Genomic DNA, 22,058 nt, shown 5'->3' with positions numbered 1-22,058 from the left:
GTTAGGAGTTGAGTTTATCCAGTGTCGCCAGCTCGCCGGCTTCGAGCTTGATCTGCACCGCGGCGACGTTCTGCTCCAGATGTTTTACTTTGGAAGTGCCCGGAATCGGCAGCATCACCGGACTGCGCTCCAGCAGCCACGCCAACGCGATTTGACTCGGCGCCACGCGATATTTCCTGGCGATGTCATCGAGGGCGGAGCCGGGCCGCGCGAGTTCGCCGGCGGCGAGCGGATTCCATGGGATGAAGCCGATGCCTTGCTGCTCGCAATAGTTCAGGACGGCTTCGGCGCTCCGATCGGTGAGGTTGTAAAGGTTCTGCACCGTGGCGACGGGAAATACCTTCGCGGCGGCTTGGATCTCCTCGACGGAGACTTCGCTCAAGCCCGCGAATCGAATCACGCCTTGGTCGAGCAACTGTTTGACGGCGCCGAACTGTTCGTCGCGCGGCACTTTCGAATCGATACGATGCAACTGCCACAGGTCGATGCGCTCCACGCCCAGCTTCTGCAAGCTGTCGCGGGCCTGCTTGATCAGATGGTCGGGTCGGCCATTGGGCACCCACCGGTCCGGACCGGGACGGGTCAGGCCGCCCTTGGTCGCGACCACCAACCCTTGATACGGATGTAGCGCCTCGCGCAGCAACTGCTCCGAGACGTCCGGCCCGTACGAGTCCGCGGTATCGATGAAGTTGATGCCGAGCTCGGGCAAGCGCTTCAACACTCGCAACGCTTCGGCCTGGTCGGCTGGCGGCCCCCAGATTCCCTCGCCGGTGATGCGCATCGCGCCGAAGCCCAGGCGGTTCACTTCGAGTTCGCCGCCGATCCGGAAAGTGCCTGCGTGTGCCGCGGTCAAAGTTGCCATGGTGGTCTCCGCTGGAAAGCCCACAGCCTCCGCCTCTGCCGTCGACCCGTCAATCGCCGCCTGGCGTCGGTGATTCCTTCGTACGCTGTCGAACGAATCAGCGCTTCCTCAGCCCCACGATCACCAGCACCAATCCCGCGCCCAACGCAACCCCGCCGATCCATTCCGGCACCCGATGTTTCTGCTGCATCTTGGCCTCGAGGCTGCCGAATTTGATCACGCTTTCCTCGCGCGTGTAGCTCACGCCTTTGAAGACGACGAACGCACCGGCCAGTGCAACTACCATTCCCGAAATCAAGGCGCCCTTCATGGATCCTCCGGTTCTTTGAAGCTCGCGCCATTATGAATGTGCATTTGTCATATCGCGGCGAGGTGCGGGGTATTGTGATTCCGGTCACGTTTCTCCGTGATCCGAATGGTGGTGAGGAACTCATCCGGTCCACTCTACGTGTAGTTCCGAAAGGGAGGAACTTCATGAGCGAATCGACCCAGGTCATTCCGCAGATCGAAGCGGCAGACACGGAGGTGGAACTGAGCGCACAGGAGCTGCTGGCGCTGTCCGATGCGATGCCGATCGACCCGCCCAAGGCGGCGCAGGCTTTGCAGCCGTCGAAACCGACAGCGATCGTGTTGTCGCTCGAACCGGATGCTTTGCCAGCATCCACACACCGCCCCTCGCGTCTGCCCGTCGCAATCATTGCGATCGTAGCGATCGCCGGCGCCGCGCACGTGCTCAAGCCGTCCGAGCGCAACGACTCGTCGTCCACGGCGCCCACGGCACAGCAAACATCCTCATCGCAGTGGTCCGACTCGGGTCAACTCGCCCGCGGCGAGCCGGTGCGATTCACCAATCCGTTCGATAGCCAGGAGGTGTTCGAGTTTCCTCCTGGAACCACCGAGACCGAAGCTCGCGAGGCCGTCGCCGCGGTACTCAAGGAACGAGCGCTGTCGCGTCAGAACCCCACCTGATATTGCAGCCGGAAGGTCCGGCCGATGCCCTTGAAGTAGCGCACGTCGATGGCGTTGGTCTGCGAGTGATAGGTGAAATAATCCTCGTTGGTCAGATTCTGGACCGCCGCGCTCACCGTGCCGCCGAAGGCGGCGATGTCGGCGCTCACATCGACCGTGGTGTAGCCGTCGAACTCGACCGTCGTGACGCCGGCGCTGTTTTCGAAGTCGCGATCCAGCAGATGATTGACCTGCAGGCGCGAGCTCACGGCCGGTGACCAGGCTCGGTCCCAACTCACATTGACGCGGTCCGGCGCGACGTTCGCGCCGCCGAGATCCGCATCGACGCGGCCATCGGCGTTGGAGTCGTAGCGACCGTCGGTGTGTGCATATCGGATACCGAATGTGTCGGCGTCGGTGGCATGCCAGGCGGTGCGAAACTCGACGCCATCGATCTGCGTTTTCTCCCGCTGCACCGAATAGATTCCGTCGCTGCCCCGCTGCAGACGCTGGCCCAGATCGGAGCTGGAACGGAAGTACGCGACCTGCGCATCCAGCACGGCGTTTTTGAACTCGAGGCCGACCTCGGTGTTCTCGGTGAGCACGGGCTGGAGATCGAGGAAGCTCTCGACGCTCTGATTGGGAATGTTGATGCCGCGTAACACGCGCCCGACATCGGGCATCGAGAACGCCTCGGCCCGGTTGGCGAACACGCGCCATGCATCGGTCAGGCGGTAAGTCGCCCCGATGTTGTACAGCGTCTCCGAGAATGACGGCTCGCCGCCTCTGACGAACCGGCTGCCGGCTGAAGCGAGCGTGGTGAAGTCATCGACTTCGAGCTTGGCGTCCTCGTAACGCAAGCCGCCGGTGAGCGTCAGACGGTCGATGCCGGTGTAATCCAGTTGCAGGAACGACGCGTAATTCTCATAACGCGACTTCGGCACCCAGCTGCGCCCCGTTTGAATCAGCTCCTGCCAGGTCTCATCGATCAGCACGTCGAAGCCGTACACCACGGTGACCGGCAGTCCGGCGATGTCGCGCTTGGACAGCGTCAGCTTGACGCCCTGCTTCTCCGAGTTGTTCTGCGACTGATCGATCAGATTGGGGCCGTACGCCGGATCCTGGAAGGTATCCAGCGGCGTCGCCTCGGCGCCGTAGGTCGCTTCCAGATCCTGACTGAAGATCTGCGCGCGCAGGTTCTGACCAAGGAACACTTCGTTCGTATAGGTGAGCGCCAGATTCGTGACTTTGTTACGTGCGCCCTCGCCTTCGATGAAGCCCCTCACCGCGCTGCTCGGCGTGCCGGTCGCGACGTTGCCGGGAATCGAGATCCAGTCGTTGTTGCCCTCGATGTCGTATCGGTTGAACATCACTTCGACGCGCTGATCGTCCCACTCGTAGCCGGTCTTGATGAACGCATTGATCGTGCGCGAGTCCATGGTGTCGCCCTGCGTGTTGTCGGAGCCGATGACGTCGCCGTTGGCGTCGTAGGCAATGCCCGCCTCGCGATAGCTCAAGCTCGCCAGCACATCGGCGTTGCCGAAGCGATTCGAGATGCTGTACGTCACGCCGTAATCGGCGCTCTCGCCCACATCCTCGGTCTGGAACGTGCTGTCGACACGGACACTCTGCTCGAACTTCTCGGATGGGCGCCTGGTAATCAGGTTGATGATGCCGCCGGACGCACCAAGGCCGTGAATCGCGTTCGCTCCGTGCAGGACTTCCACCCGCGACAGCACGGCGGAGTCGATGATGTGCCCATCGCGACCGCCCTCGCGCAATGGGCTCGACTGCGGCACACCGTCGATCATGTAAAGCGGCTTGCGACCGCGCAGGCTCTCGCCGGCGTTGGTCATCTTCTGACGGCTGGGCGAAAAGCTGGGAATCAAGTTGCCCAGCACGGTCGAGATGTCGTTGTGAATCGCCAGCTGCTGTTCCAGTTCCGCCGAGCTGATGACCGTCACGGTGTTGGGAATGGTGCTCAGCGGGCGATCGATGCGGCTGGAGGTCACCATCACCTCTTCGAGTCCGCGCGCCGAATCGGCCGCATTGGCGTTTCCAGCAAGAACCGTGACGACCAGCGCGGACACGGCGACGCATTCTTTTTTGATCATGAGGTCAACTCCCAACAGATTCGATTACTGAGCGACGGCGCTGCGAACGCGGCCGAGCTTGAGCGCGGCGAGACTGCGAGCCTCGCGCTTTTTCATCCAGATGAGCACACCCGTGACGGACAGCATCGTGACCAGCAGGCCGAGCGCGCTGACGGCGATGCGGTATGGCAGCCCCCAGACCGAGCCCATGTGCAGAGCGAGGATCCAGTTGGTGAAGGTGTTGGCCCCGTTCTGGCCTTGAGGCAGGCGCACTTTGCGCAGCTCTCCAGTGTTGCCGTCGAACAGCACCATGGTCCTGCCGCCGCGATTGGTGAAATCACGATCCGTAGTGAAGTAGTACACGTACACACCTTGCTTCGGGCGATACAGCAGCGCGCTGAACCCTTCCGGATTGAGCGTGAGCCCGCGATGCTCAGCTTCGCGACGCGCGTGTTCACGCCCACGCTCGACGGCTGCGCGAAAATCCAGCGTAGGCGCATGCAAAGCCTTCGCCAGCGCAGGCACCCCGTCCAGCAACTGCTCCTGGCCGAACAGCTTCATGACCGGGTCATACACTTCGTCGAGGTTGAACGATACGCTCGACCACGCGAACACGAACAACAGCGGCCACAGCCACAAGCCACCGGCGCGATGCAAATCGAATGTGACTTTGTGCTTGCCGCCGCGCCAGCGGACCAGCCAGCTCGGCTTCCAGCGCGGCCACCACGGTCGGGCGCTTTGCTCGGCGCAGCTCGCTTCTCGTCTACGTCGCTGAGGCAAGGTCAGAAAGAAGCCGATGAAACAATCCACGGTCCAGACGAGCGCCGCGATTCCGAGCACGTAGCGGCCGATCTTTCCTGAAGCCAGGGTGTAATGCAGCCGATACAGGAACGTCATCAGCGTGATCGCGCCCTGAGTGGGATCGCCCCACAGTCGCTCGGCCACGATCTTGCCGGTGTACGGATCGACGAACACCTCATCCATGGTCGGCGACCATGGAGCGATTGCACCGGACACCGGATCGAGCCGGTCCACCCCCAACTTCAGGGTGTGGCCGGGCTCGACATGCAGCGGCAAATAGTTGATGACCGCGCCGGGATAGAGCGCCTGTATGCGCTCGCGCAGCTCGACGGAATCCAACGGCTTCGAATCAGCTGTGGGCGCGCTGACGAGGTGCGCCTGTGGGGCCAGCCATGCTTCGAGCTCGTGCATGAACGCGAGCAGCGCGCCGGTGATTCCGGCGACCGCCAGAAACAATGCGATGGTCAGCCCGGCCCAGCGGTGCGCGATCACCCAGAATTGCCGACCCATCGACATGGTTGCGTTCACGGAGCAGTGAAGCGACGGGCCGGCGGGGGTCGCTTAGAGAGTAGTCTCGACGCGAATCATTATCATTTTCTCGGCCTGCGAATGCAATCCACCTCGCCGCTGACGATTCGCCTCATGCCCTCATCGGGGGTTGTCTGAAGGCGCTCGCCGTCATCGTCTCACTTTCCCTCACCAGGACGGCGTGTATCTTCATTGTAGAACCGCGCTACATAATGCCCCCATGATCTCCAAGCTGTTCCGCAAACAACCCGATTCGCGCCCACGCTTCGAACAGGATGCTTCGCTGGCCGAAGCGCTTCAACGCCGCGTCAAGGCCATCGAGTTTCAGCCGAGCAGAGGCTTTCTCAAGGATCAGCAACAGCCCAAGCGGTCCGTGTCGCGGCCTGCGTGGGCCGAAGAACTGCGTGACGCAGACAGCAAATAGGCCGCTCCAACCGGCTTCCCTATCAAGCAGCGCTGGCGGGGGCCCCTGCCGCCACTGAGCAGCTCGGTTCAACGCATCCCCCTCGGGCGATATACTTCACCGTTTCGCGCCGCGTGCGTGCGCGTGCTCGTCGTTATTGCTGGGAGTGCCTGATGACCGATTACGAGAGCCTGTCTCGCTTACCCATCTTCGACAACACGCTGCTCGACTGGAGCATTGCACTCGGCGTGGCCGCGGTCGCGCTGTTCGTGCTGCTGTTCGTCAGACGCACCGTGCGTACGTATCACAGCAAGATGCAAGCGACGACAGAAAAAGAGCTGCTGGAGATTCCGATTCAGGTGCTGAGCCGCACCACGCTGCTGCTGCTCGTCGTGGTCGCCCTGTTCATCGGCTCGCAGTGGCTGGTGAAGGGTCCTGCCGTGCAGCGCGTACTGCAGTCCGCAGTGACCATCGCATTGTTCTGGCAGGCCGGCATCTGGATGGTCGCCGCGGTGGCGATCTGGCTGGACCGCAAGCGGCAACGCAGCCTCGCCACCGACCGCGCGGCGGTGGGCTCGCTCGGCATCATCGGCTTCGTGCTCAACGTCGTCATCTGGGCGATGGTGTTGCTGCTGACCCTCGACAACCTGGGCATCGACATCACGGCGCTGATCGCCGGCCTGGGCATCGGCGGCATCGCGGTGGCTTTGGCCGTCCAGAACGTGCTGGGCGATTTGTTTGCTTCGCTGTCCATCACCCTGGATCGCCCGTTCGTGGTCGGGGACTTTCTGATCGTCGGCGACTTCATGGGCAGCGTGGAGTACATCGGCATCAAGAGCACGCGGCTGCGCAGCTTGAGCGGCGAACAGATCGTCATCGCCAACAGCGATCTGCTCTCCAGCCGCGTGCGCAACTACGGCCGCATGAACGAGCGCCGGGTGGTGTTCGGCACGAGCATCACCTACGAGACCGATCCAGCGCACATCGAGCGCATCCCGAGCCTCATTCGCGAGATCGTAGAATCTCAGCCGGACACGCGCTTCGATCGCAGCCACTTCGCCAAGCACGCCGCCGCCTCGCTCGACTTCGAGACGGTCTATTACGTGCTATCCGCCGATTTCAACAAGTACATGGATATTCAGCAGCAGATCAACCTGCGCCTGCACCGCGAGCTGTTGGCAATGGGCGTGGAGTTTGCTTACCCCACGCAGAAGCTGTATCTCGTGGATCAGACGCCCGCCCCGGCGGGCGCCGTCAAACAACGGCGCGACAGCCCGCTCGATGCTACTTCTTCAAAGGCTGACGAATGATGGTCTTCCACTTGGCCGGTGCGGCCCGGCGGATGTCGCTCAGATAGATCTCGTGATGCTTGCCCGCGAGGCTCGCATCGCTCTCTTCGATGAAGCGGTGCAGCCTCGCAATCGTCGGCCCCTCTTCACTGAAAGGGCCGATGTGCAGGATCTGCGCCGCCTTTCCTTCCGCGAATGCCGCGAACTCCACCTTGGCCAGCGCCACCAGATCCTTCTTCGCAAGCTTCTCGCGGCACGCCTGCACGAGAGGCTCAGTCACTGGCGGTGGCTGCATGATCATCAGTGTCCATTTCCACTCGTCCTTGCGAGCGACACTGAACTGACTCATGTCGTCGACCCACCACTGCCCCTGCAGCGGCATCACCGCATAGTCGGTGGCCGCGGCACCCTTCTTGATCGCGAACTTGATCGTGTACGCCAGGCTGAATAGAGCCTGCACCGCTTGCTGATATTCGCTCGACGTATTCGGATCGCCCGCGCCGTCGATGCTCAGATAGTTGAGCGTCGGCACGTCGACTAGTGTCGGCTGTTTGGCGGAGGCGGAATAGAGGTGCTTCAGTACTTTCTTGAAGTCGATCTTGCTCATGCCTCACCGCGTGCCCGCCTCGAATGGTCCGGTCGTTCGCCAGCGCTGGAATGTTCACGAACATACCGCCCCGCTCATGATATCAGGTGAGCTCCCGATCCACTGGTCATGACGATGCTTGGGAATTTGTATTCCGTGGCGCCGGACTGCCCTTCGATCCAGCACGCGCATATTTTCTTGGCGAATGCCCCATCACGCGCTTGAAAGCGGTGTTGAAGGCGTGCTCGGATTCGTAGCCAAGCTGATCGATGCGCACAATTGCGGATCGGCGAGAGCTGCGAACCAACCGATGCCGGTATGGGGAGGCTCTGCCAGATACAGGCGAAGCGCTTGTACCAACATCATGTTTAAACGGATCGAAGTCCCCGGACCGTCAACGACGCTCGCTTTTCCCCATCTCGACCCAATACGAAAGCGCATCCCCCATCCGATGCGACAATGTCTCCAACGAGTTCGAAGTGATCGCACCGGTCAACCGATCCGAGCCTCTGAGCCGTAGTGACAGCTGCAGAGGTCCCGGATGGCGCCGGGCATCGGGAGTGCCCAGGTCGCCGACGATGTCACCGAGCTGGAGTGTGGACGTCCGGGGATCCAGCTTCACCTTGATGACTTCCTGGGCGGGCGCCGAATCGATGGAGAGGAGGACTCTGCCGCTGGGCTGAAGATCGAGATCCAAAGCGATGCGCCCGGTGTACGTGTCGATATGTCCTCGCCAGCGACCAGCCATCTCTGGAGTCGGCTTGTAGCCGTGGTCGGCGCGGATGGTGTCCGGCAGCAGGGCATGGATGAGATCGGCTTCGAGGAGATGAACGGCGCCGACGCGCGATACGCCATTGCCGAGCACGACGATGACTGCCTCGGCTTCAGGGTAGATCGCGAGCACGGTGGCGCTGCCGGCCTTGCCGCCGTTGTGGCCGAAATAATCCAAGCCATGTCGTCGGCCGACCACCCAACCGATCCCATAGTCCACCTTCGAGCCATCGACGAGTGGCCGCGTTTCCCGCATCGACTGGAGCCTGGCGCGAGACAACACGGTCCGCTTCTGGCCTGGCAGTTCCCCGTGCAGATGGAACATTCCGAATCGGACCAGATCATGCGCGCTCATGAATGCGCCGCTGCTGCCCTTCGTGACGCTATCGTTCGGCGGAACGACGCGATCGCCCCAGTAGCCGGTCGCCGAGCCGTCGAGACCGATGGATTCGGGGATGACACTCTCGTGTAACCCTAGTGGAGCCAACACTTGCTCAGTGACGAACTGAGCATACGTCTTCCCCGAGACACGCTCGATCGCGTATCCAAGCAGTCCGTAGTTCATGTTGCTATAGACATGCGCTTCACCGGGTGGCGCTGTCAGCACGGCGTATCGCCGGATCATCTCCTCCATGGGTGAGCGCGAGGCGAGCTCGTCGCGGTAAACAAACATGGCATGCAGGGGCAGCCCCGAGGTGTGATCGGCCACGCGGCGGACCGTGGCGTCTTTTGGGTCGCCTATTTTTGCCGTGATTTTCTGCGTACCGAGATAGCCGTCAATGGGATTGTCGAGATCGATACGGCCCTGCTCCACCAGCACCATCAGCGCAGTGGCCGTGATCGGCTTGGTGATCGATGCCAGAGGGTACAAAGTATGCGAAGTGGCGGCAACGCGGCGCTGCACGTTGGCCCAGCCGAAGCCTTCTTCCCAGACGATTTGCCCTTTGTGAGCGATGGCCACCGAAACAGACGGAATGTTGTGCGCCGTCATGACGCTTCTAATGCGCACACGAGCTGGCTCGAACCGGTCCGCGCTGAGCGCCGCAGGCGGCGAAATCGCGAACAACATCATGCTCAATCCGTAGCACCACGTGCTCATCGTCATTCACCGCTCCCTCGTTCGGCCCGCAACAGCCAAGTTGCGACGTTGCGCGTGCGAAGAAGGTTGCAGCAGAGTGTCGGAAGGCGGAGCCTTGGTTCGTCCTCTGGATACCCAACGGCGAGACATCCAGAACCAGGAGCGATTCCATGATCCCCACCATCACTTCTTTCGAAAAATCGCCCGATCGCGGCCAGGGGCTGGCGCGTGACATGCGCGTGCGCTGGGCTTTCGAGGAAGTGGGGCAGCAGTATGACGTTCGGCTGGTTTCGTTCCAGCAGATGAAGGAGCCGGCGCACCTTGATCTGCATCCTTTCGGCCAGATTCCCACGTATGAAGAAGGCGACCTCACACTGTTCGAGTCGGGCGCGATCGTGCTCCACATCGCGCAGCGCCATGCAGGTCTGCTGCCGAAAGATGCCAATGCGCGAGCGCGCGCCATCTCATGGATGTTTGCAGCGCTCAATACCGTGGAGCCGCCGATCGTCGAGCGCGAGATGGGGATGTACTTCGATCGAGACAAGCGCTGGCATCAAGAGCGTCTGGCGATGCTGAATGATCGAGTGCGCGCACGTCTGAGCGAACTCTCCCGTCGACTCGGCGACAACGACTGGCTCGACGGCGAGTTCAGCGCCGGCGATCTGCTGATGGTGACGGTGCTGCGCAGACTGGATGGGTCGGGTGAGGTGGAGAAATATCCGAACCTCGCCGCTTACGTCGCCCGAGGCGAAGCGCGGCCCGCCTATCAGCGCGCCTTCGCCGATCAGCTGGCGGTCTTCACCGCCGCCACATCGAAAGGATGATGAGCGTTCGGCTCGAACAAACATCGCACTCGGTGCGAGGACGAGCCCATCGGTGCAAGAGTGAACGCGGCGTTGGCGAAGTGGAAATGGTGGGTCGGCTGGGACTCGAACCCAGGACCAATGGATTAAAAGTCCAGTGCTCTACCAACTGAGCTACCGACCCACTGGGGACTTGGCGTCGGCTCGGGCGCCGACGGGGCGCGCATCATACCTAAATGAGCGCCGGAATTCACCGCTTGGCGTTCTCGAAATCGGGCTCATCGAAAGTACCGCGTCGGGTCAGGCACGCCGGCGGCGGCGAAGCCGGCGCGGCGCAGGCGGCAGGAATCGCAGCTGCCACAGGCCCGGCCGGCGTCGTCGGCCTGGTAGCAGGAGACTGTCAGCGAATAGTCCACACCCAGCGCCACGCCGCGCTGGATGATCTGAGCCTTGGTGAGGTCGATCAGCGGCGTCACGATCTTGAACGCCACCGTGCCCTCCACGCCCGCTTTGGTAGCCAGGTTCGCGACGCGCTCGAAGGCGGCCACGAAGGCTGGCCGGCAGTCCGGATAGCCTGAATAGTCCACTGCGTTCACGCCGATGAAAATGCGCGGCGCTTCGAGCACCTCGGCCCAGCCCAAGGCAAAAGACAGCATCACGGTGTTGCGCGCCGGGACATAAGTCACCGGGATGCCGACCTGCGGGGATTCGGGCACGGCGATGCTCGAATCCGTCAACGCAGAGCCGCCGATGCCGCCGAGATCGATGCGCAGCGTGCGATGCTCGACCACACCCTGAGAGTCGGCCACGCGTTTCGCGGCATCGAGCTCGGCCCGATGCCGCTGACCATAATCCACGCTCAGCGCATAACACTCGAAGCCCTGCTCGCGAGCGATCGCCAGCACGGTGGCCGAATCGAGGCCACCGGATAAAAGCACGACAGCGCGAGTACCAGACATAGATTTCATTGCCTGCCGCCATCGCGGCCCTTCGACACAAGAGCACTGGACTTGCCATCCAGCGGTCCACCGTTGCTATTTCCCGGGTGTATCGCCCCACAACACCTTGTGCAGCTGAATCTGCAGCCGCACCGGCAGGCGCTCGTCGATGACCCATTCAGCCAGATCGCGCGGGGACACCTGACCGTAGCCAGGACTGAACAGCACCATGCAGCGCTCGTGCAGCCGCCGCTCGCGAACGAAATCGCGCGCCCACTCGAAATCGGCGCGGCTGCAGAGCACGAACTTCACCTGCTCTTCCGGCCGCAGCACATCGAGATTCTCGTAGCGATTGCGAGCCACCTCGCCGCTGCCCGGCGTTTTCACATCGACCACACGCACCACGCGCGCATCGACATTACTCACATCGATCGCGCCGCTGGTTTCCAGCGAAACGCGATAACCGGCGTCGCACAGCCGTTGCAACAGCGGGAAACATCCCTTCTGCGCGAGTGGCTCACCGCCAGTGACGCAGACATGGCGCGTATCGAACGACGCCACCCGCTCCAGCACCTGATCGAGCGAGAACCACTCCCCGCCATAGAAGGCATAAGCGGTGTCGCAGTACTGACAGCGCAACGGACAACCGGTGAGACGCACGAACACGGTGGGCCAGCCCACGCTGTCCGCTTCGCCCTGAATCGATACAAAGATCTCGGTGAGTTTGACGCGCGCGGCGCCGGTGGCGGCCGCGCCGGGATCGACAGTGGTTGAGTCAGCGACGTTCATGACAAGACTGATCGAACCACCCGGCAGCGGCAGCAGCACCGCCCGCATGCGACGGGCGGCGCCGAACTGTGCGGCTACCTGCCCTCGCTATCCAGTTTCGCCAGTCGTTGGCTGGCGAGGCGCGCGGCGGTGGTATCGCCAAAACGCTGCACGACCTGGTTGAGCGCCGAACGCGCCTCGCCCCAGTTCTTCAGCTCGTAGTTGCAATAGCCGATCTTCAACAAGGCATCCGGGATCTTGCGCGACTCCGGGTATTTCTCGATCACGGTCCGAAAGTCGCGCAGCGCGTCCGGATACTGCTTGGTCACATAGTGCGCCTCACCCAGCCAGTACTGCGCGTTGTCGGCCAGCGGGCCGTTCGGGAAGTTGGTGAGGTACTGTTTGAACGCGTTGATCGCTTCCGGATATTTTGCGTCCTTGAGCAGATCGAAGGCGGCCTGATAGTTGGCGCGATCGTCACCCGACGGAATCGGCAAGCCGCCCATGGCCGGCGCAGCGCCAGCGGCGGCGGCAGCGCCGGGATTGCCTTCGAGCGCCGACAATCGACGATCGACATCGCCGTACATCTCACGCTGTTGCGTCTGGCTCTGGTTCAGTGCGTGCTGCACTTCATCCAGCTGACCACGCAGCACGCGCGTCTCGTTCTGGGCCGCCTCGATCCGTTGCGACAGATCGAGCAGGCTCTGATTGGCGAGCACGCGCTCCAGACGCAGCAGGCGGCTGTCGAGCTCGGAAAGTTTCTGCACCACCGGATCGGCTTCCGGCGGCGTGGTGACGCAGCCGGACAGCATCGCTGCCGCGGCCGCGATCAGCCCGACACGCACGCTTGTGATGTTTGGCATGAAACTCATTGCAACGGCTCTGCTCATCGACCGTAAACCAGTTCCACCCGGCGGTTCTTACCGTACGCGGACTCGTCACTGCCCTGCACGGCCGGACGCTCTTCGCCGTAGCTCACCGTGGTGATCTGGTTTTCAGTCACACCCTGGAGCATCAGCGCCCGGCGCACGGCCTGCGCACGACGCTCGCCCAGACCGATGTTGTACTCACGCGAGCCGCGCTCGTCGGAATGACCTTCCAGGCGAACCTTGCGCTGCGCGTTGCCATTCAGGAATTTGGCGTGGGCCGCGACGACCGGCACGAACTCCGGCTTGATCTCGGCGCGGTCATAGTCGAAGTAGACGATGACGCCGGCCTGCCTGGCCGCTTCCATCGCCTGCTGTTCCGCCGACAGCTCGCTGCTGCCGACCGAGCCGCTGCTCGCGCCTTCGGTGCTGGTCGTCGGCTCGACCGGCTCGGACGACGGCCCCGCCTCGGGCAGCGGCTTATTGCCACAGGCTGCCAGCATCAGACCACTCGCCGCGATCAGCATCAGCTGCGTTACACGCATCTACTTCTCCTGAAAGGTTGGTTGTTACGACCGACCAAGCCGCGGAAAAATTCCGCTGTCGCCGTTCGCAGACCAAAACTGCGGCGGATTTTGCCACAACTTCGGCCGCTTCAAGGCCTTTCGCGGGACTTTTTCCAGCCTGATGGCGACCATTTTCGCGCTCAACGCTGCGGAAACGGCGCCCAGACCGGCTCGCGGACTTCGCCGGCGGTGTTGGTGAATCGCTCCGCCGTGCGCCCATCCGTGGAGACCGTCGCCAGCACGCCCCGGCCCTTTTCCTGGGTGGCGTAGATGAGCACCGCGCCGTTGGGCGCGAAGCTCGGGCTTTCGTCCTGACGCCCTTCCGACAACACTTGCAGCCCCTTCGAGGCGAGGTCGATGATGGCAATCCGGTAATTGCCGCGATCCAGGTGCACCACGGCCAGCTGCTTGCCATCGGGCGACACGCGCGGGCGGGCGTTGTAATTGCCTTCGAAGCTGACACGCGTCGGACGCTTCGGATTGGCGACATCGACCTCGTAGATCTGCGGACCGCCGGCGCGATCGGACATGAAGTACAGCTTCTTGCCATCCGAGCTCCAGCTCGGCTCGGTGTCGATGCTCGGATCGAACGTCATGCGCGTCAGCACCTGCGAGTTCAACTCCAGCGTGTAAACATCCACATCGCCGTCCTTGCGCGAGAGGGTCAGCGCCAGGGTCTTGCCGTCAGGCGACCAGGCCGGAGCGCCGTTGATGCCCGCGCGTGCCGAGACGCGCTTGCGCTCACCGGTGCGCAATGTTTGCACGTAGATGGCAGAGGCTTTGCTCTCGAACGAGACATACGCGAGGCTCTGGCCGTCGGGCGACCACGCCGGCGACATCAAGGGCTCGTCCGAGGTGGTGATGGTCTGCTGATTCTCGCCGTCGTAGTCCGAGACGATGAGCTTGTAACGCTGCTTGGGCGGCGTGCCTTCGACGTTGATGAAGGCCACGCGCGTCGAGAACGCGCCACGCACGCCGGTAAGTTGCTCGAAGATGATGTCGGAGATCCGATGCGACAGCGCGCGCATGGAATTGGCGCTGGCGGTCAAACGCTGGCCTGCCAGACGCTGGCCGGTGAGCACGTTATACAGCTCGAATTGCGCGGCGAAGCCCTGGCCCTCGGGCATCAGCTTGCCGACGGTGATGAAGTCGGTCTTGAAATAGCGCCAGTCCTGGAAACGAATCTGATCGCCCTGGGTCGGGCGGTCGATCATGGATTTACGATCCAGCGGCTCGAAGCGGCCACTGCGACGCAGATCGGCGGCCACCACTTCGGCCACGTCAAACGGCGCGGCGCCGGTGGATTCCCAACCGAACGGCACGATGGCGATCGGCACCGCGTCCTCGGCGGATTTGGTGATCTCGATGACCAGTTGCGCATTGGCCGTGGCAGCGAACCACGTGAGCGCCCAGCAAGCGAGAAGGATGACGGTTTTTTTCATCAGTAACGGCTCCTTCGAGCAAAATCGGATGGCCGCACGCGCTAGCCGGCGGGCCTGAAGACGAAAGTGAGATTCGCGTCGAACAGACGCGGATTGGACGGCAGCGGCAGGGGCGACGCGCTCTGCACCGCGTTCTGGATCGATTGCTTCACGGCCGCGTCGCCGTTGCAGGTGCCGATCTGCACCGATAGCACGACACCCGCGGGCGTCTGCCGCACGCGGACCTCGCATTGCAAGTCGTCTCGTGCCGAAAGCGGCCGCTTCCACCGGCGCTCCACCTGCTGCCGGATCATCGCAATGTATTGCGCCATCTCCGGCGAGCTACGCGCGGCCGCGGCGGCCTCCTCTTCCTCCAGCTGACGCATCAGGTCGGACTCGCGAGCTTGTTGCAAACGGGCTTCCTCGGCGGCTCGGCGTCGTTCGGCTTCTTCCTGTTGCTTGCGCTGGATCTCGGCCAGGCGCTTGGCCTCCGCCTCGGCCTGTCGCTTGCGTTCGGCCTCCTCGGCGGCGCGCTTCTTTTCCGCCTCCTGCCGTTCGCGCAATTGTTGCTCTTCCGCCAGGCGGCGCTGTTCAGCCTCCTGGCGCTGCTTCAATTCGATCTGACGCTCCTGCTCGGCCCGTTGTTCCACTTCCCGCCGAGCAGTCTCTTCCTGCTGCTTGCGCGCAGTCTCTTCCTGTTCGCGACGCTGCTGTTCAGCCTGTTGTTCGCGCTGACGCTGCGCCTCGGCCTCGCGCTGCTGTTGCAGGGCGCGATCGCGTTCGCGCCGCTGGCGCTGCTGACGAGCCGCGTCGTTGAGGGTCGCCGGATCGACCACCACCGCTTGGATCGCCAGCTGCACCGGCGGCGGCGAGCGCTGCATGTTCAGCATGGTGAGTCCGAAGATACCGGCGAACACGGCGTGCAGCAGCAACGCGCCGATGAAGTACTGCCAGTGTTGTTTGATGAAATCGACCATGAGGCCCTGTTGATGAACGGGTCTGATGTGACGCTCGGCCAGGGTGGTTCAGCGCTGCTTCGGATCCCGCACGTCGGCCGGGTCGGTAATGAACCCCACCTTCTCCGCGCCGGCTTCCTGGAGCAACACCATGCCGGTGACCACGCGTCCATAAGGAACGTTGGTATCGGCTTTGACCAGCACCGGTGTCTGCGGCTCACGGCCCAGCACGGCCGACACTCGCTCGATCACCGCGCTCTCCTCGAGAGGGGATTCCTCGTTGGAGCCGATGTTCAAGTAGTACTGACCGCCGGCATCGACGCTCAGGATCAGCGGCTGATGCTGACGCATCAGCTCCTCGGGCAGCGGCTCGGCGCCGGCCTTCGGCAGATCCACCTTGATGCCCTGGGTGAGCATGGGGGCGGTGATCATGAAAATGATCAGCAACACGAGCATCACGTCGATGTAAGGCACGACGTTGATCTCGGCCATCATCCGTTTGCCGCGGCGGGCATTCATCGGGCTCATCCGTGCGCCTCGGCGCCGAGGCCGCGCTGCGTCTCACGCGGAGCCGCCGCGTGTCGCTGCAGAATGGTCGAGAGCTCTTCGACGAAGGTGTCGTAACGAACCTCCACGCGGCTGACCTGGTCGGCATAACGGTTGTATGCGACGACCGCCGGAATGGCGGCAAACAGACCCATCGCGGTCGCGATCAAAGCTTCGGTGATGCCCGGCGCGACCATGGCGAGCGTCGCCTGCTGCACGTTACCCAGCCCATGGAACGCATTCATGATGCCCCACACCGTGCCGAACAGGCCGATGTACGGGCTGGTCGAGCCGATGGTGGCGAGCATCGACAGGCCCAGCTCCAGTCGATCGCTCTCTTTCAACAAGGCGACGCGCATGCCGCGACGAGCGCCTTCGATCAGCTGCGCGGAGGCGATGCCGCCCTGCTGGCGCAAGCGCGAAAACTCGCGAAAGCCCTGCTCGAAAATCGCCTCCATGCCCTTGGTGACCCGGCGGCTCTGATCGATGGAACGAAACATCGCGGTGAGATCGCCGCCCGACCAGAACGTTTCCTCGAAGCGATCGGCATCGGCGCGCGCGCGATTCAGCTCGGCGCGTTTGCGCAGCATGATGGACCACGACACCAGCGAGGCCAGCAGCAGCAGAGCCATCACGATCTGCACCACGATGCTGGCGTTCAGCACCAGCTCCAGAGGATTCAGGTTCTCTGACATCATTCCCATCACTCCCGAATTAGATTCTTTGGCATCGCCGTCGGCCGCAAGCTCACCGCATCGAGGCTCGCCACGCGCACCTTGCCTTCGACCAGCAGCTCGCCGTCGAGGCCGCCGCGAAACACCTGCTGCTGAAAGGTGAAGCTGGCGCGAGTGCGATCCGCGACCTCGCATGTCACCAGCAATTCGTCGCCATAACGAGCCGGCTTGCGATAGTGCGCCTCGATGTCGACCACCACGAACATCAGTCCGTGCTGCTCCTTCAACGGCAGCTGCTCGATGCCGGCGGCGCGCAGCCATTCAGTGCGCGCGCGTTCCATGAACTTCAGATAGTTGGCGTAATACACGATGCCGCCGGCATCGGTGTCTTCCCAATAGATACGAATCGGCCAGGCGAACGGCCGCGCCGCATCCGACGCCGACGACCCTGAAGACGACGTGGAGGAAACATTCATCGCCGATGGAATATCCGATCTCGCAGCCATGCGCCCCGTCAATCTCCAAACAGCTCGCCGGTGCCCGGCCGCTCGGGCGACTTCAGGCCGAAATGCTGATACGCCATGCGCGTGGCCACCCGACCGCGCGCGGTGCGCATGATGAAACCTTGCTGGATCAGATACGGCTCGATCACATCTTCGATGGTGCCGCGCTCTTCTCCGAGCGCCGCCGACAGGCTTTCCACGCCCACCGGGCCGCCGTCGAATTTTTCGATGATGGTCAGCAGCAGCTTGCGATCCATGAGATCGAACCCCAGCGGATCCACGTCCAGCATATCGAGCGCCGCCTGGGCGACTTCATCGGTAATCCGCCCGCCGGCGCGCACCTCGGCATAGTCGCGCACGCGCCGGAGCAATCGATTGGCGATGCGGGGAGTTCCCCGCGACCGCTGCGCAATCCGGCTCGAGCCGGCTTCCTCCGCCGGCACGCCGAGCAGCCCGGCCGAGCGCTTCACGATGCGCGTCAGCTCGGCATGATCGTAGAACTCGAGCCGCTGCACGATGCCGAAACGATCGCGCAACGGCGAGGTCAGCAAGCCCGCCCGCGTGGTCGCGCCGATCAGCGTGAACGGCGGCAGGTCCAGCTTGATCGAGCGCGCGCCGGGCCCTTCGCCGATCATGATGTCCAGCTGAAAGTCTTCCATCGCCGGATACAGGATCTCCTCGACCACCGGGCTCAAACGATGGATCTCGTCCACGAACAGCACGTCGTTGGCCTGCAGATTGGTGAGCAGCGCCGCCAGGTCGCCGGCGCGCTCGATCACCGGGCCCGAGGTCTGGCGCAGATTCACGCCGAGCTCGTTGGCGACGATGTTGGCCAGCGTGGTCTTGCCCAGGCCGGGTGGACCGAAGATCAGCACGTGATCCAGCGCTTCCTTACGATTGCGGGCCGCCTGGATGAATATTTCCATCTGCGTCTTGACCGCCGACTGACCGACGTAGTCGGCCAGCTTCTTCGGCCGCACGGCGCGGTCGAAGGCTGCTTCATCGCCCTGCGAGGCGGCGGAAACGATGCGGTCCTGCTCGATCATGCCCTGGTCGGTCGTTGCCCGGTCGGTGGTTGCTGATTGGTCGTTGCTAGGGGCTTACCGGGTGGCCGCGGCCTGCAGTGCCCGGCGAATGATTTCCTCGGTGGTCTGCACCGAGGCGTCCACCGCCTTCAGCAGACGGGTCACCTCGGCGGGCTTGTAGCCCAGCGCCACCAGCGCACTGAAAGCCTCCGCCTGTGGACCAATCGTAGCCTCGGCGGTTCCACCGGTGGGCAACACCGCCAGGCCGGTGTCGCCAAAACCCTTCACCCGGTCGCGCATCTCGACCACCAGGCGTTCGGCGGTCTTGCGGCCGACGCCGGGCGTGCGCACCAGGGTGTCCACATCCTGCGCCTCGATGCACATGAGAAACGCATCGACCGTCATGCCCGATAACAGGGCGAGCGCCAGCTTCGGCCCCACATTGGAAACTTTCAGCAGCTCGCGAAACAGGCGGCGTTCGCGCTCGGTGCCGAAGCCGAACAGGATGTGCGCATCCTCCCGCACCACCAGGTGGGTGAACAGATGAACGTCCGCGCCAGTCGCCGGCAGGCCGTAGAACGTGGACATGGGCGCTTCCAGCTCGTAGCCGACGCCGCCCACATCGATCACCAGCTGCGGAGGAGCCTTGGCGGTCAGCCGACCGCGCAGAAAACCGATCATCGCGCCGAGCCTGCTGCGAGCCGGTGCAGCTGACCGCTGAGATTGCGCGAATGCGCATGACAGAGCGCGATCGCCAGCGCGTCGGCGGCGTCGGCGCCCATCGGGCCGGTGAGATTCAACAAACGTCGCACCATCAGCTGTACTTGTTCCTTCTGCGCTCCACCCGTGCCCACCACCGCCAGCTTCACCTCGCGCGGAGCGTACTCAAAAACACGCGGGCGCACGGCAAAAGTCGCACTCAGCGCCGCGCCTCGAGCCTGGCCGAGTTTCAATGCGCTGTCGGCATTGCGATGCATGAACACGCGCTCGATGGCCACTTCGTCCGGCTGATACTCGTTGGCGAGCTTATCCACGCCGGCAAAAATTTCCTGAAGCCGATCCGACAGCGCCGCCCCCCTGGCCCGGATCGAGCCGCTCACCAGATAGGTCACCCGGGGACCGGTTTCGATGACGGCGTAACCCGTGCACAACGAGCCGGGGTCCAGGCCCAGAATTCGCACTCGTGCAGGCGGCGTCGCCGACGGTTGCTGAACCCTCACGAACGCGGCAGGTAACGTCACGTCGCCTCGAGCGAGATTGAGCTCAGCAAGACTTTTCGGGCGCCTGACTCTGCGCAAGGACTCCCTCCGCTTGTAACCGGCGGGCCTGACCGCAGGTTGTGGGTTTCGAAGCCGGTATGATACCGGCAACGGCTACAAACCGACACGATCCACGTTCTTCGACCCGATTTTCCGGACCCGAGCCGATTTGAGTCATGCCTTCCGTCGACGTTGCCGCCTCCGATACCGAACAAACTGCGAACGCCCGCCGGCGCGCCCGCGAGTTGTTGGGCACGCTGGCCGGCGTCATCGGCGACGGCTCGCTCCAGGCAGCGGCACTGGCCCGCGCACAGTCCATCGTCGATATCCTGGTCGGCCTGACCGATGACGACGACATCCTCGGCGGCGCCCTGCTCCTGCCGCTGCTCGAAGCCAACGTGATCACGCCCGATCAGGCCGTCGCCACGGTGAGCGGCCCGGCGAATCGGATCGCCTCCGAGTTGCAGCGACTCGGCTCGCTCAACATCAGCATGCCCACGGGCGGCCGCCGGTCCACTCCTTCGCTCTCGGGCAATCAGGCCGAAGGCTTGCGCAAAATGCTGCTCGCCATCGTCACCGATCCGCGTCTGGTGTTGGTGAAGCTCGCGGCTCAATTGCAGCAACTGCGCGATAGCAAGGATGCGCCGGAACCCGAACGCGAACGCCTGGCGTACGAAACGCGCGAGGTCTATGCGCCGCTCGCCAATCGACTCGGCGTGTGGCAACTGAAGTGGGAGCTGGAGGATCTGAGCTTTCGCTATCTCGATCCCGACAACTACAAGCGCATCGCCGGCTGGCTCGCGTCCAAGCGCGTGGATCGCGAACGTTACATCGGCGAGGTGATCGAGATATTACGCGGCGAGCTGGCCAAGGCGAACATTCACGACGCCGACATCGCCGGCCGTCCAAAGCACATCTACAGCATCTGGCGCAAGATGCAGCGCAAGGGGCTGCAGTTCGAGCAGCTGTACGACGTGCGCGCCGTTCGCGTGCTCGTCGACGGCATCGCGGACTGCTACGCCGTGCTCGGCATCGTGCATGGAATGTGGCCGTACATCCCGGGCGAGTTCGACGACTACATCGCCACCCCCAAAGACAACTTGTATCGATCGCTGCACACCGCGGTGATTGGCCCCGGCAAGCTGCCGCTGGAAGTGCAGATCCGCACGCGGGAGATGCATGCGCATGCCGAGCTGGGTGTCGCGGCTCACTGGCGTTACAAGGAAGGCGGTCGCGCCAATCCGGCTTACGAGCAGAAGATCGTGTGGCTTCGGCAGGTGCTCGAGCCGAGCGAGCGCGGTGAAGAAACCGAAGGCGAGTTTCTCGATCGCGTGCGGTCCGAGCTGTTCGAGGATCGCGTCTACGCCATCTCCCCTCGCGGCGAAGTCGTCGATCTGCCGCGAGGCGCAACCCCGCTCGACTTTGCTTATCACGTGCACACCGATCTAGGCCATCGCTGCCGGGGCGCGAAGGTCAACGGCCGCATGGTGCCGCTCAATCAGGTGCTCGCCAACGGCGACCAGGTGGAGATCATCACCGCCAAGCAGTTGAACCCGAGTCGGGACTGGCTGGTGCCCTCGCTCGGCTATCTCGCCTCGCCGCGCAATCGAAACAAAGTCCGCTCGTACTTTCGCAAGCTGGACGAGCAGCAGAACATTCAACAGGGCCGGCAGATCCTGGAGCGCGAGCTGCAGCGGCTCGCCGTTCACTCGGTGACGCTGCCGGAGTTGATCAGCGAGTTCAAGGTCGACAACGCGGAGCAGTTGTATCGCGCGATCGGTGAAGGCGAGATCAACGTGGCGCAGATCGGCGGCGCCGTGCAACGTCGCGCCAAGCCGCAGGAACTGCCCACGCCCGTGGTTCGCCGGCCAGCGGCCGAGCCGAAGAAGGCATCCGGCATTACCATCGACGGCGTGGACGATCTGTTGTCGAACTTCGCCGGCTGCTGCAGCCCTGTGCCGCCCGAGCCGATTCATGGCTACATCACCTTGGGCCGCGGCGTCAGCATTCATCGCGACGACTGCATCAACTTCAAGCGGCTGGCGGCCGGAAATCCCGAGCGTGTGATTCCGGTTGAGTGGGGCTCGGGCGGCGATCGCTCGTTTCCCGTGGACATCAACGTGCGAGCATACGACCGTCGTGGTCTGCTGCGGGACGTGAGCGCAGTGCTCGCCGATTCCAGGATCAACATTCACGCCATGAATACGATCACGCACGAAATGGACGGCGTCGCCGACATGAACCTGAAGATCACGGTGCATGATCTGGAAGAGCTGTCTCGGGTGCTGGCCCGCATCCAAGGACTGCCGAATGTGCTCAGCGCTCGTCGCAAGGTTTGATGACGGGCTGATTCGTCAAGATTCGTTTCATCAAG

At 63.2% G+C, this 22,058-nt stretch carries 23 protein-coding genes, 1 tRNA gene and 1 pseudogene; 5 read left to right on the top strand and 20 right to left on the bottom strand.

Going from position 1 to position 22,058, the window contains the following annotated elements; all coding sequences use genetic code 11:
* Window position 1: 1 nt before the first annotated feature.
* Both JM946_RS11775 and JM946_RS11770 read right to left on the bottom strand, forming a co-directional pair.
* Window positions 2-862, bottom strand: coding sequence for an aldo/keto reductase (locus JM946_RS11775; protein WP_203167473.1), 861 nt, complete (start codon window positions 860-862; stop codon window positions 2-4).
* A 97-nt stretch (window positions 863-959) separates the two neighbouring features.
* Window positions 960-1,172 carry a hypothetical protein gene (locus tag JM946_RS11770; RefSeq protein WP_203167472.1) on the bottom strand — a complete coding sequence of 71 codons (213 nt, stop codon included), beginning with the start codon at window positions 1,170-1,172 and terminating at the stop codon, window positions 960-962.
* Between the two features lie 164 nt (window positions 1,173-1,336).
* Between JM946_RS11770 and JM946_RS11765 the strand changes: the two genes are divergently transcribed.
* On the top strand, window positions 1,337-1,831 hold the full coding sequence (locus tag JM946_RS11765) for a hypothetical protein (RefSeq protein ID WP_203167471.1): 495 nt from the start codon (window positions 1,337-1,339) through the stop codon (window positions 1,829-1,831).
* Here JM946_RS11765 and JM946_RS11760 read toward each other — a convergent pair.
* Together JM946_RS11760 and JM946_RS11755 are read right to left on the bottom strand one after the other, a co-directional pair.
* Window positions 1,816-3,924 (bottom strand): TonB-dependent receptor, encoded by a 2,109-nt coding sequence (locus JM946_RS11760; RefSeq protein WP_203167470.1) that lies wholly within the window; start codon window positions 3,922-3,924, stop codon window positions 1,816-1,818. The two genes, JM946_RS11765 and JM946_RS11760, sit on opposite strands and share 16 nt — an antisense overlap.
* 24 nt (window positions 3,925-3,948) lie before the next feature.
* Window positions 3,949-5,220, bottom strand: coding sequence for a PepSY-associated TM helix domain-containing protein (locus JM946_RS11755; protein ID WP_203167469.1), 1,272 nt, complete (start codon window positions 5,218-5,220; stop codon window positions 3,949-3,951).
* A 232-nt stretch (window positions 5,221-5,452) separates the two neighbouring features.
* Between JM946_RS11755 and JM946_RS11750 the strand changes: the two genes are divergently transcribed.
* Both JM946_RS11750 and JM946_RS11745 read left to right on the top strand, forming a co-directional pair.
* Window positions 5,453-5,656 (top strand): hypothetical protein, encoded by a 204-nt coding sequence (locus tag JM946_RS11750; protein WP_203167468.1) that lies wholly within the window; start codon window positions 5,453-5,455, stop codon window positions 5,654-5,656.
* 152 nt (window positions 5,657-5,808) lie between these two features.
* Window positions 5,809-6,945 carry a mechanosensitive ion channel family protein gene (locus JM946_RS11745; RefSeq protein ID WP_203167467.1) on the top strand — a complete coding sequence of 379 codons (1,137 nt, stop codon included), beginning with the start codon at window positions 5,809-5,811 and terminating at the stop codon, window positions 6,943-6,945.
* On the opposite strand, the gene JM946_RS11740 is transcribed toward JM946_RS11745, so the two are convergent.
* The 3 genes and pseudogenes from JM946_RS11740 to JM946_RS11735 all read right to left on the bottom strand — a co-directional run bounded on the left by JM946_RS11740 (window position 6,920) and on the right by JM946_RS11735 (window position 9,380).
* Window positions 6,920-7,531, bottom strand: coding sequence for a GyrI-like domain-containing protein (locus JM946_RS11740; RefSeq protein WP_203167466.1), 612 nt, complete (start codon window positions 7,529-7,531; stop codon window positions 6,920-6,922). The two genes, JM946_RS11745 and JM946_RS11740, sit on opposite strands and share 26 nt — an antisense overlap.
* 106 nt (window positions 7,532-7,637) lie before the next feature.
* Window positions 7,638-7,900 (bottom strand): annotated as a pseudogene (locus tag JM946_RS31915) (hypothetical protein); the annotation flags it as partial.
* Between the two features lie 4 nt (window positions 7,901-7,904).
* Window positions 7,905-9,380 (bottom strand): serine hydrolase domain-containing protein, encoded by a 1,476-nt coding sequence (locus JM946_RS11735; RefSeq protein ID WP_218042764.1) that lies wholly within the window; start codon window positions 9,378-9,380, stop codon window positions 7,905-7,907.
* Window positions 9,381-9,529: 149 nt separating this feature from the next.
* On the opposite strand from JM946_RS11735, the gene JM946_RS11730 reads away from it, so the two are divergent.
* Window positions 9,530-10,183 carry a glutathione S-transferase family protein gene (locus tag JM946_RS11730; protein ID WP_203167464.1) on the top strand — a complete coding sequence of 218 codons (654 nt, stop codon included), beginning with the start codon at window positions 9,530-9,532 and terminating at the stop codon, window positions 10,181-10,183.
* Between the two features lie 87 nt (window positions 10,184-10,270).
* On the opposite strand, the gene JM946_RS11725 is transcribed toward JM946_RS11730, so the two are convergent.
* The 13 genes from JM946_RS11725 to ruvC all read right to left on the bottom strand — a co-directional run bounded on the left by JM946_RS11725 (window position 10,271) and on the right by ruvC (window position 19,606).
* Window positions 10,271-10,346 (bottom strand) — tRNA-Lys (locus JM946_RS11725).
* Between the two features lie 94 nt (window positions 10,347-10,440).
* A complete protein-coding gene (gene queC, locus JM946_RS11720) occupies window positions 10,441-11,121 on the bottom strand; it encodes a 7-cyano-7-deazaguanine synthase QueC (protein ID WP_203167902.1) in 681 nt (226 codons plus the stop codon).
* A 75-nt stretch (window positions 11,122-11,196) separates the two neighbouring features.
* Window positions 11,197-11,889, bottom strand: coding sequence for a 7-carboxy-7-deazaguanine synthase QueE (gene queE / locus JM946_RS11715; protein ID WP_203167463.1), 693 nt, complete (start codon window positions 11,887-11,889; stop codon window positions 11,197-11,199).
* Window positions 11,890-11,963: 74 nt separating this feature from the next.
* Window positions 11,964-12,731 (bottom strand): tol-pal system protein YbgF, encoded by a 768-nt coding sequence (gene ybgF, locus JM946_RS11710; protein WP_203167462.1) that lies wholly within the window; start codon window positions 12,729-12,731, stop codon window positions 11,964-11,966.
* Between the two features lie 23 nt (window positions 12,732-12,754).
* Window positions 12,755-13,279, bottom strand: coding sequence for a peptidoglycan-associated lipoprotein Pal (pal, locus tag JM946_RS11705; RefSeq protein ID WP_230979594.1), 525 nt, complete (start codon window positions 13,277-13,279; stop codon window positions 12,755-12,757).
* 161 nt (window positions 13,280-13,440) lie between these two features.
* Complete coding sequence (gene tolB, locus JM946_RS11700) at window positions 13,441-14,742, bottom strand: Tol-Pal system beta propeller repeat protein TolB (RefSeq protein ID WP_203167461.1); 1,302 nt, start codon at window positions 14,740-14,742, stop codon at window positions 13,441-13,443.
* A gap of 41 nt (window positions 14,743-14,783) precedes the next feature.
* Window positions 14,784-15,698 carry a cell envelope integrity protein TolA gene (gene tolA / locus JM946_RS11695; protein ID WP_203167460.1) on the bottom strand — a complete coding sequence of 305 codons (915 nt, stop codon included), beginning with the start codon at window positions 15,696-15,698 and terminating at the stop codon, window positions 14,784-14,786.
* A 48-nt stretch (window positions 15,699-15,746) separates the two neighbouring features.
* The gene (tolR, locus tag JM946_RS11690) at window positions 15,747-16,196 is read right to left on the bottom strand and encodes a protein TolR (RefSeq protein ID WP_218042763.1); all 450 of its coding nucleotides are present in this window, start codon (window positions 16,194-16,196) and stop codon (window positions 15,747-15,749) included.
* Window positions 16,197-16,201: 5 nt separating this feature from the next.
* The gene (gene tolQ, locus JM946_RS11685; protein WP_203167900.1) at window positions 16,202-16,918 is read right to left on the bottom strand and encodes a protein TolQ; all 717 of its coding nucleotides are present in this window, start codon (window positions 16,916-16,918) and stop codon (window positions 16,202-16,204) included.
* Between the two features lie 8 nt (window positions 16,919-16,926).
* Window positions 16,927-17,403 carry a tol-pal system-associated acyl-CoA thioesterase gene (gene ybgC / locus JM946_RS11680; RefSeq protein ID WP_203167458.1) on the bottom strand — a complete coding sequence of 159 codons (477 nt, stop codon included), beginning with the start codon at window positions 17,401-17,403 and terminating at the stop codon, window positions 16,927-16,929.
* Window positions 17,404-17,411: 8 nt separating this feature from the next.
* Window positions 17,412-18,443 (bottom strand): Holliday junction branch migration DNA helicase RuvB, encoded by a 1,032-nt coding sequence (ruvB, locus tag JM946_RS11675; RefSeq protein ID WP_407700539.1) that lies wholly within the window; start codon window positions 18,441-18,443, stop codon window positions 17,412-17,414.
* 57 nt (window positions 18,444-18,500) lie between these two features.
* The gene (ruvA, locus tag JM946_RS11670) at window positions 18,501-19,106 is read right to left on the bottom strand and encodes a Holliday junction branch migration protein RuvA (RefSeq protein WP_203167456.1); all 606 of its coding nucleotides are present in this window, start codon (window positions 19,104-19,106) and stop codon (window positions 18,501-18,503) included.
* Window positions 19,103-19,606 (bottom strand): crossover junction endodeoxyribonuclease RuvC, encoded by a 504-nt coding sequence (ruvC, locus tag JM946_RS11665; protein WP_203167899.1) that lies wholly within the window; start codon window positions 19,604-19,606, stop codon window positions 19,103-19,105. The genes ruvA and ruvC overlap by 4 nt, the downstream gene beginning before the upstream one ends.
* Window positions 19,607-19,860: 254 nt before the next feature.
* Here ruvC and JM946_RS11660 point away from each other — a divergent pair, with 254 nt between their 5' ends.
* The gene (locus tag JM946_RS11660) at window positions 19,861-22,023 is read left to right on the top strand and encodes a RelA/SpoT family protein (RefSeq protein WP_203167455.1); all 2,163 of its coding nucleotides are present in this window, start codon (window positions 19,861-19,863) and stop codon (window positions 22,021-22,023) included.
* The last annotated feature ends 35 nt before the right edge of the window (window positions 22,024-22,058 follow it).

The sequence above is a fragment of the Steroidobacter gossypii genome, from assembly GCF_016801985.1.
Lineage (GTDB): Bacteria > Pseudomonadota > Gammaproteobacteria > Steroidobacterales > Steroidobacteraceae > Steroidobacter > Steroidobacter gossypii.
Note: the sequence above shows the minus strand (reverse complement) of the source record. Positions and strands in the feature narration are given on the sequence as shown.

Bases quoted from the DNA above. Each gene is read 5' to 3' on its own strand.
- JM946_RS11775 (WP_203167473.1), bottom strand. From the start codon at position 862: ATGGCAACTTTGACCGCGGCACACGCAGGCACTTTCCGGATCGGCGGC.
- JM946_RS11770 (WP_203167472.1), bottom strand. From the start codon at position 1,172: ATGAAGGGCGCCTTGATTTCGGGAATGGTAGTTGCACTGGCCGGTGCG.
- JM946_RS11765 (WP_203167471.1), top strand. From the start codon at position 1,337: ATGAGCGAATCGACCCAGGTCATTCCGCAGATCGAAGCGGCAGACACG.
- JM946_RS11760 (WP_203167470.1), bottom strand. From the start codon at position 3,924: ATGATCAAAAAAGAATGCGTCGCCGTGTCCGCGCTGGTCGTCACGGTT.
- JM946_RS11755 (WP_203167469.1), bottom strand. From the start codon at position 5,220: ATGTCGATGGGTCGGCAATTCTGGGTGATCGCGCACCGCTGGGCCGGG.
- JM946_RS11750 (WP_203167468.1), top strand. From the start codon at position 5,453: ATGATCTCCAAGCTGTTCCGCAAACAACCCGATTCGCGCCCACGCTTC.
- JM946_RS11745 (WP_203167467.1), top strand. From the start codon at position 5,809: ATGACCGATTACGAGAGCCTGTCTCGCTTACCCATCTTCGACAACACG.
- JM946_RS11740 (WP_203167466.1), bottom strand. From the start codon at position 7,531: ATGAGCAAGATCGACTTCAAGAAAGTACTGAAGCACCTCTATTCCGCC.
- JM946_RS11735 (WP_218042764.1), bottom strand. From the start codon at position 9,380: ATGAGCACGTGGTGCTACGGATTGAGCATGATGTTGTTCGCGATTTCG.
- JM946_RS11730 (WP_203167464.1), top strand. From the start codon at position 9,530: ATGATCCCCACCATCACTTCTTTCGAAAAATCGCCCGATCGCGGCCAG.
- queC (WP_203167902.1), bottom strand. From the start codon at position 11,121: ATGTCTGGTACTCGCGCTGTCGTGCTTTTATCCGGTGGCCTCGATTCG.
- queE (WP_203167463.1), bottom strand. From the start codon at position 11,889: ATGAACGTCGCTGACTCAACCACTGTCGATCCCGGCGCGGCCGCCACC.
- ybgF (WP_203167462.1), bottom strand. From the start codon at position 12,731: ATGCCAAACATCACAAGCGTGCGTGTCGGGCTGATCGCGGCCGCGGCA.
- pal (WP_230979594.1), bottom strand. From the start codon at position 13,279: ATGCGTGTAACGCAGCTGATGCTGATCGCGGCGAGTGGTCTGATGCTG.
- tolB (WP_203167461.1), bottom strand. From the start codon at position 14,742: ATGAAAAAAACCGTCATCCTTCTCGCTTGCTGGGCGCTCACGTGGTTC.
- tolA (WP_203167460.1), bottom strand. From the start codon at position 15,698: ATGGTCGATTTCATCAAACAACACTGGCAGTACTTCATCGGCGCGTTG.
- tolR (WP_218042763.1), bottom strand. From the start codon at position 16,196: ATGAATGCCCGCCGCGGCAAACGGATGATGGCCGAGATCAACGTCGTG.
- tolQ (WP_203167900.1), bottom strand. From the start codon at position 16,918: ATGTCAGAGAACCTGAATCCTCTGGAGCTGGTGCTGAACGCCAGCATC.
- ybgC (WP_203167458.1), bottom strand. From the start codon at position 17,403: ATGGCTGCGAGATCGGATATTCCATCGGCGATGAATGTTTCCTCCACG.
- ruvA (WP_203167456.1), bottom strand. From the start codon at position 19,106: ATGATCGGTTTTCTGCGCGGTCGGCTGACCGCCAAGGCTCCTCCGCAG.
- JM946_RS11660 (WP_203167455.1), top strand. From the start codon at position 19,861: ATGCCTTCCGTCGACGTTGCCGCCTCCGATACCGAACAAACTGCGAAC.